The following is a 14754-nucleotide window of genomic DNA, read 5'->3' on the forward strand; positions in this document are numbered from 1 at the left end:
TCGGTAATTATTTTATGGTAACGCTAAAGTCCAGATCGGTTGGGGGCAGGCATTTGTGATCATTGCAGGTCATGTATTCCAGAGACCCCTTTACTGTAGTTTGGGCCTTTTTCAATTTAATCTTCTGCTGAAAAACAACGGTCTTTTCAAAATAGGAAACATCCATCCCAAACGATTTTTCGAAATGGGTTATGGGAGCAGGTTCAATGGTTTTACCTATCAGGCTATAACCTGCAGCAGGCGAAAAAGTAAAGCTTGTTTTTACAGGGCCGCCATCTTTAATATTTTGTGAGTAAATATGCCACCCGTCATCAATGGTTGCCTTTATAAATATAACAGCTTCCTTATCATTTATTTTTTTTGCGGCGTAAGCCCATTTAACAGGTTGTGCTATTTGTGCAAAAGCACTTGCTGTTAAAAAAATCAGCATAGCGGCGATACTTAAATGTTTCATTCTATTATTTTTTAGTGTAAAAATTACCAACAACCAACTGATTTTTAAATATTTATGATATAAATATTTAAAAACACCAATGGCCAAATAGGGCATAACTATAGCACAACAGGTACTTTTCGGCCTGATAAATACTTATATTATTGCTGCTAAAGGTTTCTGATTGAAATCCTTTAACAGCAATGTAAAATGTGATTATTTAAAACCCAGGTTCACTGAAACTACGTTGGAAACGAGATCGGTATTTTGTGAATAATGGCCGTATCTTATTTCCATTTCATGAAGTCCCTGCCATCCAAAAACGCCGTTAGGTGGTGCTATGCGGAAACCTACCCCAAAAAACTGGCTATGGAATTTTGCATATTCATAGTTACTGGTGAAATACTGCTGCGTAGGGCTGGCTTCTTCGTATGGAGCAAAGTACCTGGCAGCTGTTTGGGTATAATACCTGTAAAATGGCGAAATAGAAAAGAATGGCGAAACCTTGTAAGCAACCTCAAGGTTGGCTGTACTTGACCGCACTCCCCAGCTATCGGCATAGTAACGGTAGTAAGACCGGAGAATAATATTATCACCCAGGAAATAATTGGCGCGGAACCCTATCGGTAATTTAAAACGGGACGAAGGTAATCTTTCAATTGTGTCCTTTCCGTTCGAAAAATAAACCCTGTGAAATGGCAGGCTCAAAAATCCGTTCTGGCCCACTACATCTGCCAAGAATGCAATCTGCAACCTTGAGTTAATGATCTGCGAATAAGAGAAAGAAGCACTATATGTTTTGCGCGGACTGGTACCATAGTTATCCCTGTGCCCGCCATCGCCGTGGTCGCCACCATAGTTTGTTACCACAGCAGTTGCCAAAGGAGATTCTGATGGGTAAATGAGCGTAACATTATCAAAATAGCCTTGAAGCTTGGCGCTGAATTCACCATTTTTATCGGCTGTTTTAACAGAGAAATGCACATCGCCGCCTAATGATTTGTAATTGTACTCGTTAGAATAATATGCCCCGAAACCAAAGGTATTGCCGCTTTTAGCACTTTCAATTGTATAATCAATAGATGGATAAAGCCTTGCACCCGTTGGGCTTGATGCACCGGTTTTAGATACATAGGCCTGTGATGCCGCTGTATGGTAATCAAAACCAAGCCCTACCGTCAGGGTATTTTTATTTTGATTACGATCCGTTTTAACAAAGTTTAAAGTAAGCCCGTTAGCAAGGTCAGTTACCTTCTCAGTACCTATACCACCCGTTACTGCCGAGTGGTTACCCGTTTGTGAATAGTAACTGGATACAAAATCAATTTCATCCAGGTGAAACTTCCGGGGGTTATAGTGGGTTGAATCCTGCTTTGGTGTATTGTTAATGGTATATGCAGATTTATGGGCCACACTATCCTGTTTGGTTTGTGCATAGCCATTGAGGCGGCAAAGTAATGAAAATCCGAGGACGGATAAATATATTTTTTTCATTTAAATGATCAGGGGTTAAAGAGCAATTAATTACAGCCACAGCCGCCACCGGTTTTCCCGGCATTAGCACCCGAAGCCGCTTCGCGGTACGATTGAAAATTCAATTCATTTTTCTCTACCTTCCGGTTGCTCAAGGCCATCTCCGAATCATTGATGCGATTTTTCTGATACTCTTTTACATTTGCGCAGGAGGCACAGGCCACTGCCAGCAGTAAACAGGCTGAAATTTTTGCGATCTGATTTATCATATTGCAGGGTTATTATTTATGTTGGATATATTATAATTATGTTAAAACAGATGATTTAAACCCGCTTTATTTAGTTGGCCGTGCCTGATAATGTTGCGATTTGATTAACAAAACTTTCAGGCGATTCATTAGGGAAACCATCCCAGTCTTTTACTACTTTACCGTGCTCATCAACCAGTATGGTATAAGGGAACTTTCCTTCCGGATTATATTTATCTGCTAAAGCTTCGTTCTTTTTAGTTTGCTCTTTGCTCAGCTGGTTTTTCTTTTGTCGTGGAAAATCGGCCCTTACCAATACCAAATGATCTGCAGCATATTTCACGAATGCATCGTTTTCTAAAATTTCTTTCCTTTCGCGAATGCAGGGGCCACACCAATCAGATCCTGAGAAATTGATCAGGATATATTTATGAGATTTTGCGGCTTCAGCGGTTGCTTCGTTAAAGTCGCCCAACCAGGTAACGTTAACAAACAAACCTAAAACAAAAGAGATCAGTAATAATTTCATGTTGTAATTTTTAATAGTAAATCTTAAACCGGGTATCAACTAACACTTATAAATATAATTAAGGGCAAAGCGCTCATTTATTATTTTCGGTATGAAACGCACATACATCCTTTTTATTTTTTGTGTTACTGCTATTTAAATCCCTTAATGTAACAGCGATATTACCAGCACAATCTGTAGTTTGCATGAAAATGAGCCCATTTAACATTATTTTAACATATTATGACGATTGATATATAAACGAGCCTTATCAATTATACACTTTAACTAAAATAACGCCGAATATTGAAGCAAACCTGAAGTTGAAGCGGATGTTTATTTATAATATTTGTTTTATGAGGAATATAAATGCCCCGGATAAGCGGCCCTAAATTTATATAACCACCACCAATCGCTGTCCATCCGGAATTTCAAGATCCCATAGGTCCGCAATGTCTTTTAATTTAACTTCAGTCGTTTCTATCTTTAATTTGCCATCGGCCGATAGCTGGAACATTTCCGGTAATATCTCTGAGAAAAGCTGATGCACCTGATCTTTAGACCAGGCCCCCAGGCCCGAACCTGTTAGCTGTAAATCAACGCTCCGTAAATTTGCGGCAGATAGCTGGATCAGATCCCCTGTCATGCTCCCTACAGAAACAAACCGGGTTTTATGGGTGAATGCACCTTTACCCATCAAGCTTGCCAAAATCATTTCGGCTGTATGCCCCCACAAATAATCAACAATCACATCAATAGGTGTAAGGGTATGCGCTTGTTTTATTTGTTCCATAAATTGTTCATCCGCTTGTTTAACAGAAATAATTTCATCTGCCCCAAGCATTAATAGATCATTTAACGATTGCTCATTCCTCCCGGTAGCAATCACTTTTTTAGCCCCGTAATGTTTCGCTATCTGAACGGCCACCCTACCGGTAAAACCTGTGGCGCCGTTAATCAATACTACATCCCCGGATTTAATAGCTGCTTTAAACCGTAAAGCCATAGCTGCACCAATTACTGCGTTTGCCAAAGCTGCGGCATTTGCGTCACTTATCCCGGCAGGCAACTTTACTATCCTGCTTTTTTCTATGATAGCTTTTTCTGCCATCATACCGTTTACGGCCATTCCGTAAACCCTCGTACCATCTTCCAGGAAACAAACACCATCGCCGCCAACTACACGGCCTGCTTGCTTTGGTGCATCGCTTGAATAGTGTTTTCCTGTAGCCCTGCCCCTGTCAAAATGTTTCAATGCAACGGCGTTAACGGTAACTAAAACTTCATCATCATTTTGAGCCATTGGCTCGGGGAAATCTACATATTGGGGTAATTCACCTTTTTGATACATTACTGCTGCTTTCATCGTTTTTTATTTTTTTGTTACGACAAAATTAAAGCGAGGCCACAAGGGATGGCGATAACAAATGTTACCGAATGTTTTCCTGATCCTTTTTTCGTGCGAGGGAACTTTTTATCCGGCTCAGGTGAACCCTGCTTACACCCAGGTAAGATGCGATATAATGCTGCGGCACCCGCTGAATAATATGCGGCCTTTCTTTCAACAAATTTTGATAGCGCTGCTCGGGCGTATCTTTTATAAACGATACAAATTCGTGCATATAATGCAGTTGCCTTTCGGCCGAAACTTCTAATATCATATTTAAAAAATCGGCTTCGTGGCGCAGTTCGTTCAACAAATTATTAACGTGTATTTTGGGCAGCAGGTAAACAACCGATGGTTCAATAGTTTCTACGGCGAATAAGCTGGGTGTATTTTTCAAAAAACTTTCAAATGAGGTTAACCCCTCGTTTTCAAAAAAAAACTGTACCGTTTTATCCGTTCCGTTATTGTTAAACGCTAAACGGACGCATCCTTTTTCGATAAAAATATAATTTCCTGATACTTTTCCTTCTGCCAACAATACTGTTTTTGCGGGCACTTCAATACGTTTCTGAAACTCCAGGTATTTATCCCAGTAAACGGCTAATTGAGGAAATTTATCTTTGAAATGAAAAAGCATAAATAACAGTATGTGCTGTTAAATTAGGAATAATAACTTATTTGATAAGATTATACGCGCTTTATTACAACGGCAGCGATACGATGAATGAAGTACCAATACCCAACAGTGATTTTACGGTAATGGTACCGTTCATATCTTCAATAGCTTGTTTGGTAAAATACAAACCAAGTCCCATGCTTTTTTTGTTGATGCCCGATTTAAAGTATTTGTTAAAGATACTGCTCTTCTGATCGGGCTTTATACCTAAGCCGTTGTCCTCAATTTCAATAACACAGTTTTGGTTATTGCGATAGGTTTTTACACGGATCCATTGCTCAGGCTTGTTAAAGTCGGCATATTTAATAGCGTTCGAAATTAAATTATTAAATATCACCTTCAGGTCGGTTACATTGCATTTAAGCTCCCAAACTTCCAGCTCGTTTAAAAATTTCACCTTTTTGCCTTCGGCGAAAAAGCTGTTCTGGCTGATCACGTCATTCACAATATCGCCTAAATTACAAACCTCTTCCTTTTTACTATTGGCATTAATAATAGTATTTAAAACATCATGGATAGATTTGTCCTGCAGTTCCAGGCTCTCTTTCATCATGGCTGTATATTCCGGAATTTTGGTAATATCCTTTTCACGTTCCAGTACAGAAACCAGGCCGGTTAAAGAAGATAGCGGCGACCGCAGATCGTGCGTTACGGTATAAACAAATTTGCTTACGCGTTCATTCATCAGCTTAAGCTCCAGGTTTTGCTCGGTAATTACTTTTTTAGAGGTATGAAGTTTGCGCAGCATGATGCCGGCCAGCAGTGCCGAACAGGCAAGTATAATGATAGAGATAGTAAGATCAGCGATAAAAACATAATGATCAACCATGCGCGAGGTGATGCCCAATACCGCCGAAAAGTTAAGTTGCTTAATGGTAAGGTTATCAGATATGGTATTGATCTGCAACACCAGATCTTCTTTATCTACCGGTTTGCCCGAATGTATTTTGTTATAGGCAACCGCACCGATACGGTTAAGCTTACCCACCATAATATCAGATTCTTGCCAGGCATTAATGGCTGTTTTAAACAGGGCAACGTTTTTAAAGCGGTGAAAAAACCAAACCAGTTCGGGCAGGTCATCGGGATGATTGCCGGCCATTAAAAAACCAATACGGGCTATTCTTATATCCTTGCCTGTGGTAAGTGCATTGCGGGCTATGCTATCGCCGATAGGAATGCTGATGTCGTTTTTAAAAGCTAAATAATCAACCTCATCGTGCGAGTAGATATAGCTCATTAAATGCCGGGAGGCATCCTTTTCGCCTTTAGAGTATTGAGATTCGAAATTTGTATAGGCCCGGCTGGCCGAAAGGATCTTAACCGAATAATAATGCGCAACACCTATTGCCGCCGTTGCGATCAATACTATTGTGGTTAATGCTATTATTACTCTCTTCATATTTACTGCCCGCGATATTTAAATTGATATAAAATATCGTTTCGGGATACATTGTTTTATACGGGCTATAAAAGTTTAGGTTATAATTTAATTGTAACAATTAAATTATTGAAGTAAAGCTGATGTAAGTCAGTACAATCAATCCTTAAAAGAGATCTCGAATTTTGCACCTTCATTTAATTTACTATCAACAACTATTTTACCGCCTAAGCTAATTACATGGTTATAAACCAGGTATAAGCCAATGCCTTTGCTATCATTATTATTATGAAATTTTTGGTTCAAGCCAAATATTTTGTTCTTCACCTTATCCATATCAAAGCCTTGTCCTTCATCGGCAAAAAGTAATTGATTAACCCCGTTTTCTCTTTTTGAGCTGATAGAGATTACCGGGCACTGATGGGGTTTAGCATATTTAATTGAGTTGGTGATCAGGTTAAGAAAAACACTTTCAAGGTAGGCTCGGTTAAAATTCACAGTCTTTAATTCAGCAAGGTTTACCTGTATTTTTGCGCCTGAGCTTTGAATCAGCGATTGCAAACCCTGTAATGCCGAATTTAAGCACTCATTTATATCTACCGCTTCAGTATGCACCATCAGCACATTTTTTTGGCTTAGCTGATCCACATAATTATTAAGCGTATCCCTTAAGCTTTCGGTTGATGATCTTAACATGCCAATAAACTCCAATGTTTCTTCGTCCTGTATCTTTGAAATATCCAGCAAATTAAAAACAGACAGCAAATTGCTTACCGGCATCCGCAAATCGTGCGATGTTGAGTAGGTTAACTGTTTAAGGTTTTGATTTATTTTAGTAAAATCAGCCAGCAGGGCATTCCTGTCTTCGTCGAGTTTCTTTTTATGGGTAATGTTTTTGGCAATGGCAAACACCACTTCTTCACTTTTTACAGGCATTGACGTCCATGAGAGCCAAACAATTTCACCGCTTTTGGTCAGGTAACGGTTCTCAAAATTTAAAAGAGGGGTATCAGCAATTAAGTTAAGGCGCTTATCTGCTGTTATATGCTTGTCATCACTATAAATAAATTCGTGAATAGGTTTTGCAAACAACTCCTCGTTGGTATAACCCAATGTTTTTGAAACACTTGAATTTATCTTTTTAAAATAACCGTCGTACCCGGCTATGCAAAACAAATCAGCAGATAGCTCAAAAAAATGTTCTAAATTAAAGTTATCGGTAAAAGCAGTATCGGCATAATTCTTTATTTCGGTCATTTCAGGTAGCATCCTTGGTATTAACGCTACTATACGGATGTTTAATACATTAGTTGCATTATAGGTGTTATTATGACACAAATACACACATTGCAAACCAGCCCAACCAATATTACTTATCCACTATTTTACAACATACGTATAACTGCCTGATATTAAATGCAAACCATTTACCACATTGAGAAGCTTACCGCCCTGGTATACTTTTTTGCTTCCGGTATTTTTAAAGCTAAGTGTTGCTGTTGAGTTTGAAGGTATAATAACACTGTACTCAATAACGCCATCTTTCTTTTGCCATGATGAAGATATTTTACCATACGGACCAACGTGCGCTGATTCAAAATGGTCAAGTTTATCCATAAAATGAGGTTCCAGGATCACATTTTTAAATCCCGGGCTTTGCGGATCTGGCTTTATACCCCCAATGCCTTTATACATCCAGGCCCCTATCTCGCCAAACATAATGTGATTTAATGACAGGTCAGACTTGGCCTGAATATCCCAGTTCTCGTACAAGGTGGTAGCGCCATTAACTATCCACCAGCCCCACGAAGGAAAAGTTTCCTGCGATGCTATGGCATAGGCAACCTCGGGGTAACCGTTATCACTTAAAGCACTTAGTATAGCTTTTGCGCCTAATATCCCTGTATCCAAATGATAATTATCCTCCTTTACCCGCTGGGCCAGGTTAGCAGCTACTTTAGTCTTCATATCTTCGGGTACAATTCCCCAAAACAAGGGCACACTTAATTCGGTCTGGTAACCTTTATCATACATACCCGTTGTGCGGTCAAGATATTTGGCGTTGATAGCATCTTTTATCTTTAAGGCCAAAGCATCATATTTTGCAGCCTCCCCAGTTTTGTTCAGTATCCTGGCGGCTTTGGCCAATATACTGGCATCGGCATAGTAATAGGCCGATGAAGTTAGCTCAACAGGCGTTACCGATTTAACCGGAACCCAATCGCCAAGCCCCCAGGTGGTAAGCCCAGTTGGATAAAGGTCGTTGATATGGTCAACATAGCGTTTTATGTTGTCGTAATTATCAGCCAGGGGTTTGTTATCACCATAAAATAAATAAAGGTTCCAGGGAATAATAGCTATTGTACTGGTCCAATCGGGCCCGTTACCCCATTCATATCCCCAACCGTCAGATGGTACTATGGATGGCAGCACTCCGTTTGGCTGCTGCTCATCGCGGTGATCGGCCATCCATTTTTCATAAATGGTTATGCCATCAAAATTGTACAGCCCGGTTTCGCTGGCTATGTGCGCATCCCCTGTCCAGCCGTTTTTTTCACGCTGCGGGCAATCTGTAGGGTAGCCGAAAAAGTTAGACAGGTATGAGTTATTGGCAGCCCACCATATTTTATTTATGGTATTGTTTGATGAGCTTACGGCACCAACCGGGCTAACATCGCTGTGCATAAAATAACCGGTAAGGCTTTCTTTGCTCAGGCTGATGGGCGTAGTGCTGCTTACCTCTACATACTGAAAACCCTTATAGTTAAATTTAGGCATAAATGACTCTTCACCTTTGCCGCTCAAAATAAAAATATCGGTTTGAAAGGGATCCTTGTCATCCGTTGGCCTATAGTGAATATCAATATTTGATTGATCGGCACGGCCATTTTTATCCAACTTTTCGGCATGTTTAAGGCGGATAATAGTACCCGCTTCGCCACTTACGGTAATTTGGCTTACACCCGATATGTTTCGGCCTAAATCAAAAAGGTAGGTTTTTTCATCTATCTTTTTAACACTTGCAGCCGGTATCTTTTCTACATTACGAATGGGCTGCATAGCCTGTGATACGATATTTGCCGATGGTGCCGAACGGTTGGTGATCTCTTTCCACGCGGTATCAATAAAATTAGTGGTGTTCCATCCGGGTTGCTCCAGGCGGGCATCATAATGCTCGGCGGTATAAATGCTGTTAAAAATAACCGGGCCGAGCGAGGTTTTCCAATTTTTGCCGGATGTAATTGTTTCTGTAGTCCCGTCCTCGTAGGTTATGCGCAGGTCCATACAAAATGCAGGCCGGCCGCGCCAGGGTGCCTTATGAAAATCCCATACGGCGGTAGACTGGTGATTATACCAGCCATTACCCAACAACACACCAATAGCATTTTTACCGCTTTGCAATTGTGCGGTAACATTATAAGTAACATACAGAGTGCGCCTGTCAAACCGGGTGTACATAGGGTCTAACCGGTGGTTGCCTATTTTTTGTCCATTAATATATAACTCATATAAGCCGGCCACAGCTATATAAGCCCTTGCCGATCTGATCTTTTTAGCAGCAGTAAATACATCCCTGAAATACGGTGCAGGTTTAAAATTGATGTTCCTGCTGTCGCTTATCCAGGTACCTTTCCAGTTAGTTTTATCCATCATCCCGGTTTCAAAGCTGGCAATTGCCGATGATGTGCTTTTTCCTGCATTATCCCAGCTCAAAACCTTCCAGTAATATTTGGTAAATGGCTGTAATGCCTTACCCTGGTAAAGTACCCGGCTCAGATCTGATGCAATTTTAGCTGTTTGCCAGCTGTTTGCAATCCCCTTGCTTACAGCAACAGAATCTGTACCTGCAAAAACCTGGTAAGCAGTTTGCGCAGCACCCTGCCGGGTATCATCCATCACCCACGATAATCGCGGATGCAGGGCATCAATTCCCAAAGGATCAATAAGGTATTCGCATTTAAGGTCGGCCACTTTGGTAGCAGCATATACTTTATTTATAAACGTACTGCTTAAAACAATTAAGCAGCAAACAGCTATTTTTTTTAAGAATGTTTTTTGAGCCGGAAGGGTTATCATTAATTCAAATATAGGATATGAAATTATTGCGGTGTGCAAATTAAGCAGATCAGGAAATAAACGCGTCCTGTACCATCCTGTAAAACTATCATGGTTTGGATGCCTCCAAAGGTTCACAAAAATAATACGCGGCTTTAAATAAAAATCACGCATATTCGTTTCAATTATACAGCCTGCCCGGTTAAACCAATACAATAATGAAGTCTGTTTCCTTTTTTGATCTGGTACAAATTGATGAATATTCGGCATCGCCAAAATACCTGCAGCTCACTAATGCCATTTTAAATGCAATAGGATCGGGCAAGATCACCAAAGATTACCTGCTGCCCTCCATTAACGAATTAAGCTACCAGCTTGATATATCAAGAGATACCGCCGAAAAGGGGTACAAGCATTTAAAAAAGATAGGCGTTATCAGCTCTGTACCGGGTAAAGGGTATTATATATCAAACGTCCTTTTCAGGCAAAAGCTTAAAGTATTTTTACTATTTAATAAGCTAAGCGCCCATAAAAAAATAGTGTTTGATGCTTTTGTTGCTGCCTTGGGCGAGGATGTAGCCATTGATTTATACATTTATAACAACGACTTTAACCTTTTCAAAAAACTCCTGCTCAATAAAAAGAGTGATTATACCCACTACGTGATCATCCCACATTTTTTGGATGGCGGTGAGAATGCCCACGAGATCATCAACACCATACCTAAAGACAAGCTGATACTGCTTGATAAAAAAATACCGGGTATTGATGGTAATTACAGCGCCGCCTACGAAAACTTTGAGAAGGATATTTTTGGCGCATTAGAGGAGGCTCGCGATCAGTTAAGTAATTATGATACGCTCAAGATCATTTTCCCTTCGCATACCTATTACCCGGTTGAGATACTGAACGGCTTTAAAAGATTTTGCCAGCAGTACGCCTTTAACCACAAAGTAATTAACGACATAAGCCTGGAGCCTATAAACAAAGGCGAGGTTTTTATTAACCTGATGGAGGATGACCTGGTGGTATTGCTTGAACGCATTATAGCGCTCGACCTTAAAATAGGCAAGGATATTGGCGTTATCTCCTACAACGAAACGCCTTTAAAGCGCATCATCCTCAACGGCATCACTACCATATCAACTGATTTTAAATATATGGGTACCATAGCCGCCAATATGATCACCCAAAATATAAAACAGCATGTGGAAGTGCCTTTTTATTATACCAGGCGGTCGTCATTATAAAAAGCACACTTCATTTATCATCAAAACAGTTAACGGCATGACAGTACATGACGGATAAACAATAATTGATGTTTAATTTAGTCAAACGTTCCAATCAGCGTTATAAACCTTTTGTATGCAGATCATATTTGGTATCATCTTCCACTTTATTGGTGGCTTTGCTTCAGGCAGCTTTTATATTCCTTTTAAAAAAGTAAAAGGCTGGGCCTGGGAAAGTTTCTGGATAATTGGCGGCATATTTTCGTGGTTAATTGTACCGCCGCTTGCCGCATGGATCACCATACCCAACTTTACCGAAATAATTAAACAAACCAACGGGCAAATACTTTTACTCACCTACTTTTTTGGCTTGCTATGGGGAATAGGCGGTTTAACTTATGGTTTGGGAGTACGGTATTTAGGCGTATCACTGGGCAGCACTATTATATTAGGCTTATGCGCGGTTTTCGGCTCTATAATTCCTTCTGTATACTATAATATATTCCCGCAGCCGGGTAAAGATAGCTTTAGCATGCTGCTGCACAACCATTGGGGGCAAATGGTTTTACTGGGCATTGTGATATGTACCATCGGTATAATCATCTGTGGTAAAGCCGGTACTATTAAGGAGCATGACCTGGCCACTAACAAAGCTATTGTAAACGAAAACAAGGATTACCGCTTTGGCTTAGGCATTGCTGTCGCGATAATATCCGGGGTACTGAGCGCCTGTTTTAATTTTGGTATTGAAGCCGGTAAAACAATGGCCGATAATGCCAACGAAATATGGAAAGCCGCACACCCGGCACAAGGCGATTTCCTTTTTCAAAACAACGTGATCTACGTGGTGATACTTTGGGGTGGCTTAACCACCAACTTTATATGGTGCATGATATTAAATGCCCGCAATAAAACCTTTGGCGATTACACCAACACGCAGAAACCTTTATTAAAGAACTACTTGTTTTCGGCATTGGCGGGTACAACCTGGTTTTTACAGTTCTTTTTTTATGGCATGGGCGAAAGTAAGATGGGCAATGGTGCCAGCTCATGGATACTGCACATGGCATTTATTATATTAATAGCCAATGTATGGGGTCTGCTATTAAAAGAATGGAAAGGTGTAAGCAAAAAAGCAATTTATACTGTTATAGCAGGTATAGCAACCATTATACTATCGGTTTTGATAGTAGGGTATGGTAATTCAATAAAATAAGTATTTAAAAAATCTACAATATGTCTGTCAGCACAAAACAATTTAAACATGTAAGCTATCTGTGGGACGATGCCGAAGCAGCAGCGTTAGCCGGAGATGAAGTAGCTTTACTGATATACCGCTCAAATCTTCTAGGTGCCGACCTGCGCTTAACCAATTATGGCGGGGGCAATACCTCCTGTAAGGTAATGGATAAAGATCCGTTAACCGGAAAAGAGGTTGAAGTAATGTGGATCAAAGGATCGGGCGGGGATATAGGCACTTTAGAAAAGAGCGGGCTTGCCGCTTTATATGTCGACAGGCTCCGCAGCTTAAAAAATGTATACCGTGGTATTGCACACGAAGATGAAATGGTTGAACTTTTTAACCACAGCATTTTTGATCTTAACTCAAAGGCCCCATCAATTGATACGCCTTTACATGGCTTTTTACCCTTTAAACATATTGATCACCTACACCCTGATGCAGCTATCGCTATCGCGGCAGCAAAAGACGGAGAAAAAATAACGCAACAACTTTTTGGCGGCACTATTGGCTGGGTAGGCTGGCAACGGCCGGGCTTTGACCTGGGCCTGCAATTAAAAGAATGTTTGGATAGCAATCCCGGCATCCGTGGTATTATGTTAGGCTCGCATGGCTTATTTACCTGGGGCAATACCGCTTATGAAAGCTATATCAACACGCTTGAGGTAATAGAAAAATGTGCAGAATACCTGGAGCAGAGCTACGGTAAAAAAGGCCCTGTTTTTGGCGGACAAAAATCAGAAAGCTTAGCCGCCGATGAGCGCAAAAAGCAAGCTGTGGCATTAGCACCGGTACTGCGTGGTTTTTGCTCATCTAACGTGAAAATGATAGGTCATTTTACCGATGATGCAAGGGTACTGGAATATATTAACTCTAATGATTTAGAACGACTGGCCCCTATGGGCACCAGTTGCCCCGACCACTTTTTGAGGACTAAGATCAGTCCGCTGGTATTGGATCTGAAAGCCGGCGATGACCTGAGCGATGTAAAAGCATTAAAAGAAAAACTAAGCCCGGCATTTGAAGCCTACCGTAAAATGTATGCTGATTATTACAATACCTGTAAGAATGCCAATAGTCCTGCCATTCGCGATGCTAACCCGGTAGTTATTTTATACCCGGGTGTAGGGATGTTCACCTTTGCCAAGGATAAGCAAACGGCCCGGGTTGCAGCCGAGTTTTATACCAACGCCATTAACGTAATGAAAGGTGCAGAAGCAATTTCTGAGTACACCTCCCTGCCCCGCCAGGAAGCCTTTGATATTGAATACTGGCTATTGGAAGAAGCCAAGCTACAACGTATGCCAAAACCAAAGGCCCTATCAGGGCGCATTGCTTTAATAACAGGCAGCGCTGGTGGCATAGGTAAGGCAATTGCCAAAAAGTTTGTTGCAGAAGGCGCCGTTGTTATTTTGAATGACATGAATGAGGAACGCCTGGCAGGTGCGGGTGAAGATTTTAAAAAGCAATTTGGTAAAGATGCCTACGTTACCGCTACCCTGGATGTAACCAAAGGCGAGCAGATCCGTGAAGCTTTAGCAACTGGCATATTGGCCTTTGGCGGTGTAGACCTTGTAGTAAACAATGCCGGGCTATCTATCTCAAAAACCATAGGCGACCATACCGAGAAAGATTGGGACCTGTTATACGATGTTTTGGTAAAAGGCCAGTTTTTGGTTACTCAGGCAGCTGTAGAAATTATGAAAAAACAGGATACCGGGGGAGACATTATTAATATAGTAAGTAAAAACGCGCTGGTAAGCGGCCCTAACAATGCCGGATACGGTAGTGCAAAAGCAGCACAGCTCCACTTAAGCCGTTTAAACGCAGCCGAATTAGGTGCAGATAAGATCCGCGTTAACGTGGTAAACCCGGATGCGGTGATCAGTGATAGTAACATTTGGGCCGGTGGCTGGGCCGAGGGCCGTGCAAAAGCTTATGGGGTAACAGTTGATGAACTGCCTGCTTATTACGCCAAAAGAACATTACTGAATGAGGCCATACTGCCCGATGATATTGCTAATGCCTGCTTCGCTTTTGTGGGTGGCTTGCTGAACAAATCAACCGGGAATGTATTGAACGTTGATGGCGGTGTAGCTGCGGGGTTTGTGCGGTAGTTTATT

General features: G+C 41.0%; 12 protein-coding genes. 3 read left to right on the plus strand and 9 right to left on the minus strand.

Annotated features, from left to right (window positions below):
- Positions 1-7 precede the first annotated feature (7 nt).
- From ACQY4U_RS00395 to ACQY4U_RS00435, 9 genes are all read right to left on the minus strand, one after another.
- Positions 8-454, minus strand: coding sequence for a protein-disulfide reductase DsbD N-terminal domain-containing protein (locus tag ACQY4U_RS00395; protein ID WP_428327374.1), 447 nt, complete (start codon positions 452-454; stop codon positions 8-10).
- A gap of 195 nt (positions 455-649) precedes the next feature.
- Positions 650-1927 carry a DUF3570 domain-containing protein gene (locus ACQY4U_RS00400; protein ID WP_428327375.1) on the minus strand — a complete coding sequence of 426 codons (1278 nt, stop codon included), beginning with the start codon at positions 1925-1927 and terminating at the stop codon, positions 650-652.
- Between the two features lie 26 nt (positions 1928-1953).
- Complete coding sequence (locus ACQY4U_RS00405) at positions 1954-2175, minus strand: DUF4266 domain-containing protein (RefSeq protein WP_428327376.1); 222 nt, start codon at positions 2173-2175, stop codon at positions 1954-1956.
- Positions 2176-2245: 70 nt separating this feature from the next.
- A complete protein-coding gene (locus ACQY4U_RS00410) occupies positions 2246-2683 on the minus strand; it encodes a thioredoxin family protein (RefSeq protein ID WP_428327377.1) in 438 nt (145 codons plus the stop codon).
- 373 nt (positions 2684-3056) lie between these two features.
- Positions 3057-4028, minus strand: coding sequence for a quinone oxidoreductase family protein (locus ACQY4U_RS00415; RefSeq protein WP_428327378.1), 972 nt, complete (start codon positions 4026-4028; stop codon positions 3057-3059).
- A 64-nt stretch (positions 4029-4092) separates the two neighbouring features.
- Entirely contained in the window at positions 4093-4686 is a 594-nt protein-coding gene (locus tag ACQY4U_RS00420; RefSeq protein ID WP_428327379.1) for a Crp/Fnr family transcriptional regulator, read from the minus strand.
- A gap of 64 nt (positions 4687-4750) precedes the next feature.
- A complete protein-coding gene (locus ACQY4U_RS00425; RefSeq protein WP_428327380.1) occupies positions 4751-6127 on the minus strand; it encodes a sensor histidine kinase in 1377 nt (458 codons plus the stop codon).
- A gap of 138 nt (positions 6128-6265) precedes the next feature.
- Entirely contained in the window at positions 6266-7363 is a 1098-nt protein-coding gene (locus ACQY4U_RS00430; protein ID WP_428327381.1) for a PAS domain-containing sensor histidine kinase, read from the minus strand.
- A 123-nt stretch (positions 7364-7486) separates the two neighbouring features.
- Positions 7487-10183, minus strand: coding sequence for a family 78 glycoside hydrolase catalytic domain (locus ACQY4U_RS00435; protein WP_428327382.1), 2697 nt, complete (start codon positions 10181-10183; stop codon positions 7487-7489).
- Between the two features lie 197 nt (positions 10184-10380).
- Between ACQY4U_RS00435 and ACQY4U_RS00440 the strand changes: the two genes are divergently transcribed.
- From ACQY4U_RS00440 to ACQY4U_RS00450, 3 genes are all read left to right on the plus strand, one after another.
- On the plus strand, positions 10381-11412 hold the full coding sequence (locus tag ACQY4U_RS00440; RefSeq protein ID WP_428327383.1) for a GntR family transcriptional regulator: 1032 nt from the start codon (positions 10381-10383) through the stop codon (positions 11410-11412).
- Positions 11413-11527: 115 nt separating this feature from the next.
- Positions 11528-12607: an L-rhamnose/proton symporter RhaT gene (gene rhaT, locus ACQY4U_RS00445; RefSeq protein WP_428327384.1), complete on the plus strand. Its 1080-nt coding sequence runs from the start codon at positions 11528-11530 to the stop codon at positions 12605-12607.
- 20 nt (positions 12608-12627) lie between these two features.
- Positions 12628-14748 (plus strand): bifunctional aldolase/short-chain dehydrogenase, encoded by a 2121-nt coding sequence (locus tag ACQY4U_RS00450; RefSeq protein WP_428327385.1) that lies wholly within the window; start codon positions 12628-12630, stop codon positions 14746-14748.
- Positions 14749-14754 lie beyond the last annotated feature (6 nt).

The sequence above is a fragment of the Mucilaginibacter sp. genome (genome assembly GCF_965277465.1).
In the GTDB taxonomy this organism is placed as follows: Bacteria; Bacteroidota; Bacteroidia; order Sphingobacteriales; family Sphingobacteriaceae; genus Mucilaginibacter.

Coding starts and splice junctions, on each gene's coding strand:
- ACQY4U_RS00430 (WP_428327381.1), bottom strand. CDS start 7,363: ATGACCGAAATAAAGAATTATGCCGATACTGCTTTTACCGATAACTTT.
- ACQY4U_RS00405 (WP_428327376.1), bottom strand. CDS start 2,175: ATGATAAATCAGATCGCAAAAATTTCAGCCTGTTTACTGCTGGCAGTG.
- ACQY4U_RS00395 (WP_428327374.1), bottom strand. CDS start 454: ATGAAACATTTAAGTATCGCCGCTATGCTGATTTTTTTAACAGCAAGT.
- ACQY4U_RS00400 (WP_428327375.1), bottom strand. CDS start 1,927: ATGAAAAAAATATATTTATCCGTCCTCGGATTTTCATTACTTTGCCGC.
- rhaT (WP_428327384.1), top strand. CDS start 11,528: ATGCAGATCATATTTGGTATCATCTTCCACTTTATTGGTGGCTTTGCT.
- ACQY4U_RS00410 (WP_428327377.1), bottom strand. CDS start 2,683: ATGAAATTATTACTGATCTCTTTTGTTTTAGGTTTGTTTGTTAACGTT.
- ACQY4U_RS00440 (WP_428327383.1), top strand. CDS start 10,381: ATGAAGTCTGTTTCCTTTTTTGATCTGGTACAAATTGATGAATATTCG.
- ACQY4U_RS00425 (WP_428327380.1), bottom strand. CDS start 6,127: ATGAAGAGAGTAATAATAGCATTAACCACAATAGTATTGATCGCAACG.
- ACQY4U_RS00435 (WP_428327382.1), bottom strand. CDS start 10,183: ATGATAACCCTTCCGGCTCAAAAAACATTCTTAAAAAAAATAGCTGTT.
- ACQY4U_RS00415 (WP_428327378.1), bottom strand. CDS start 4,028: ATGAAAGCAGCAGTAATGTATCAAAAAGGTGAATTACCCCAATATGTA.
- ACQY4U_RS00420 (WP_428327379.1), bottom strand. CDS start 4,686: ATGCTTTTTCATTTCAAAGATAAATTTCCTCAATTAGCCGTTTACTGG.
- ACQY4U_RS00450 (WP_428327385.1), top strand. CDS start 12,628: ATGTCTGTCAGCACAAAACAATTTAAACATGTAAGCTATCTGTGGGAC.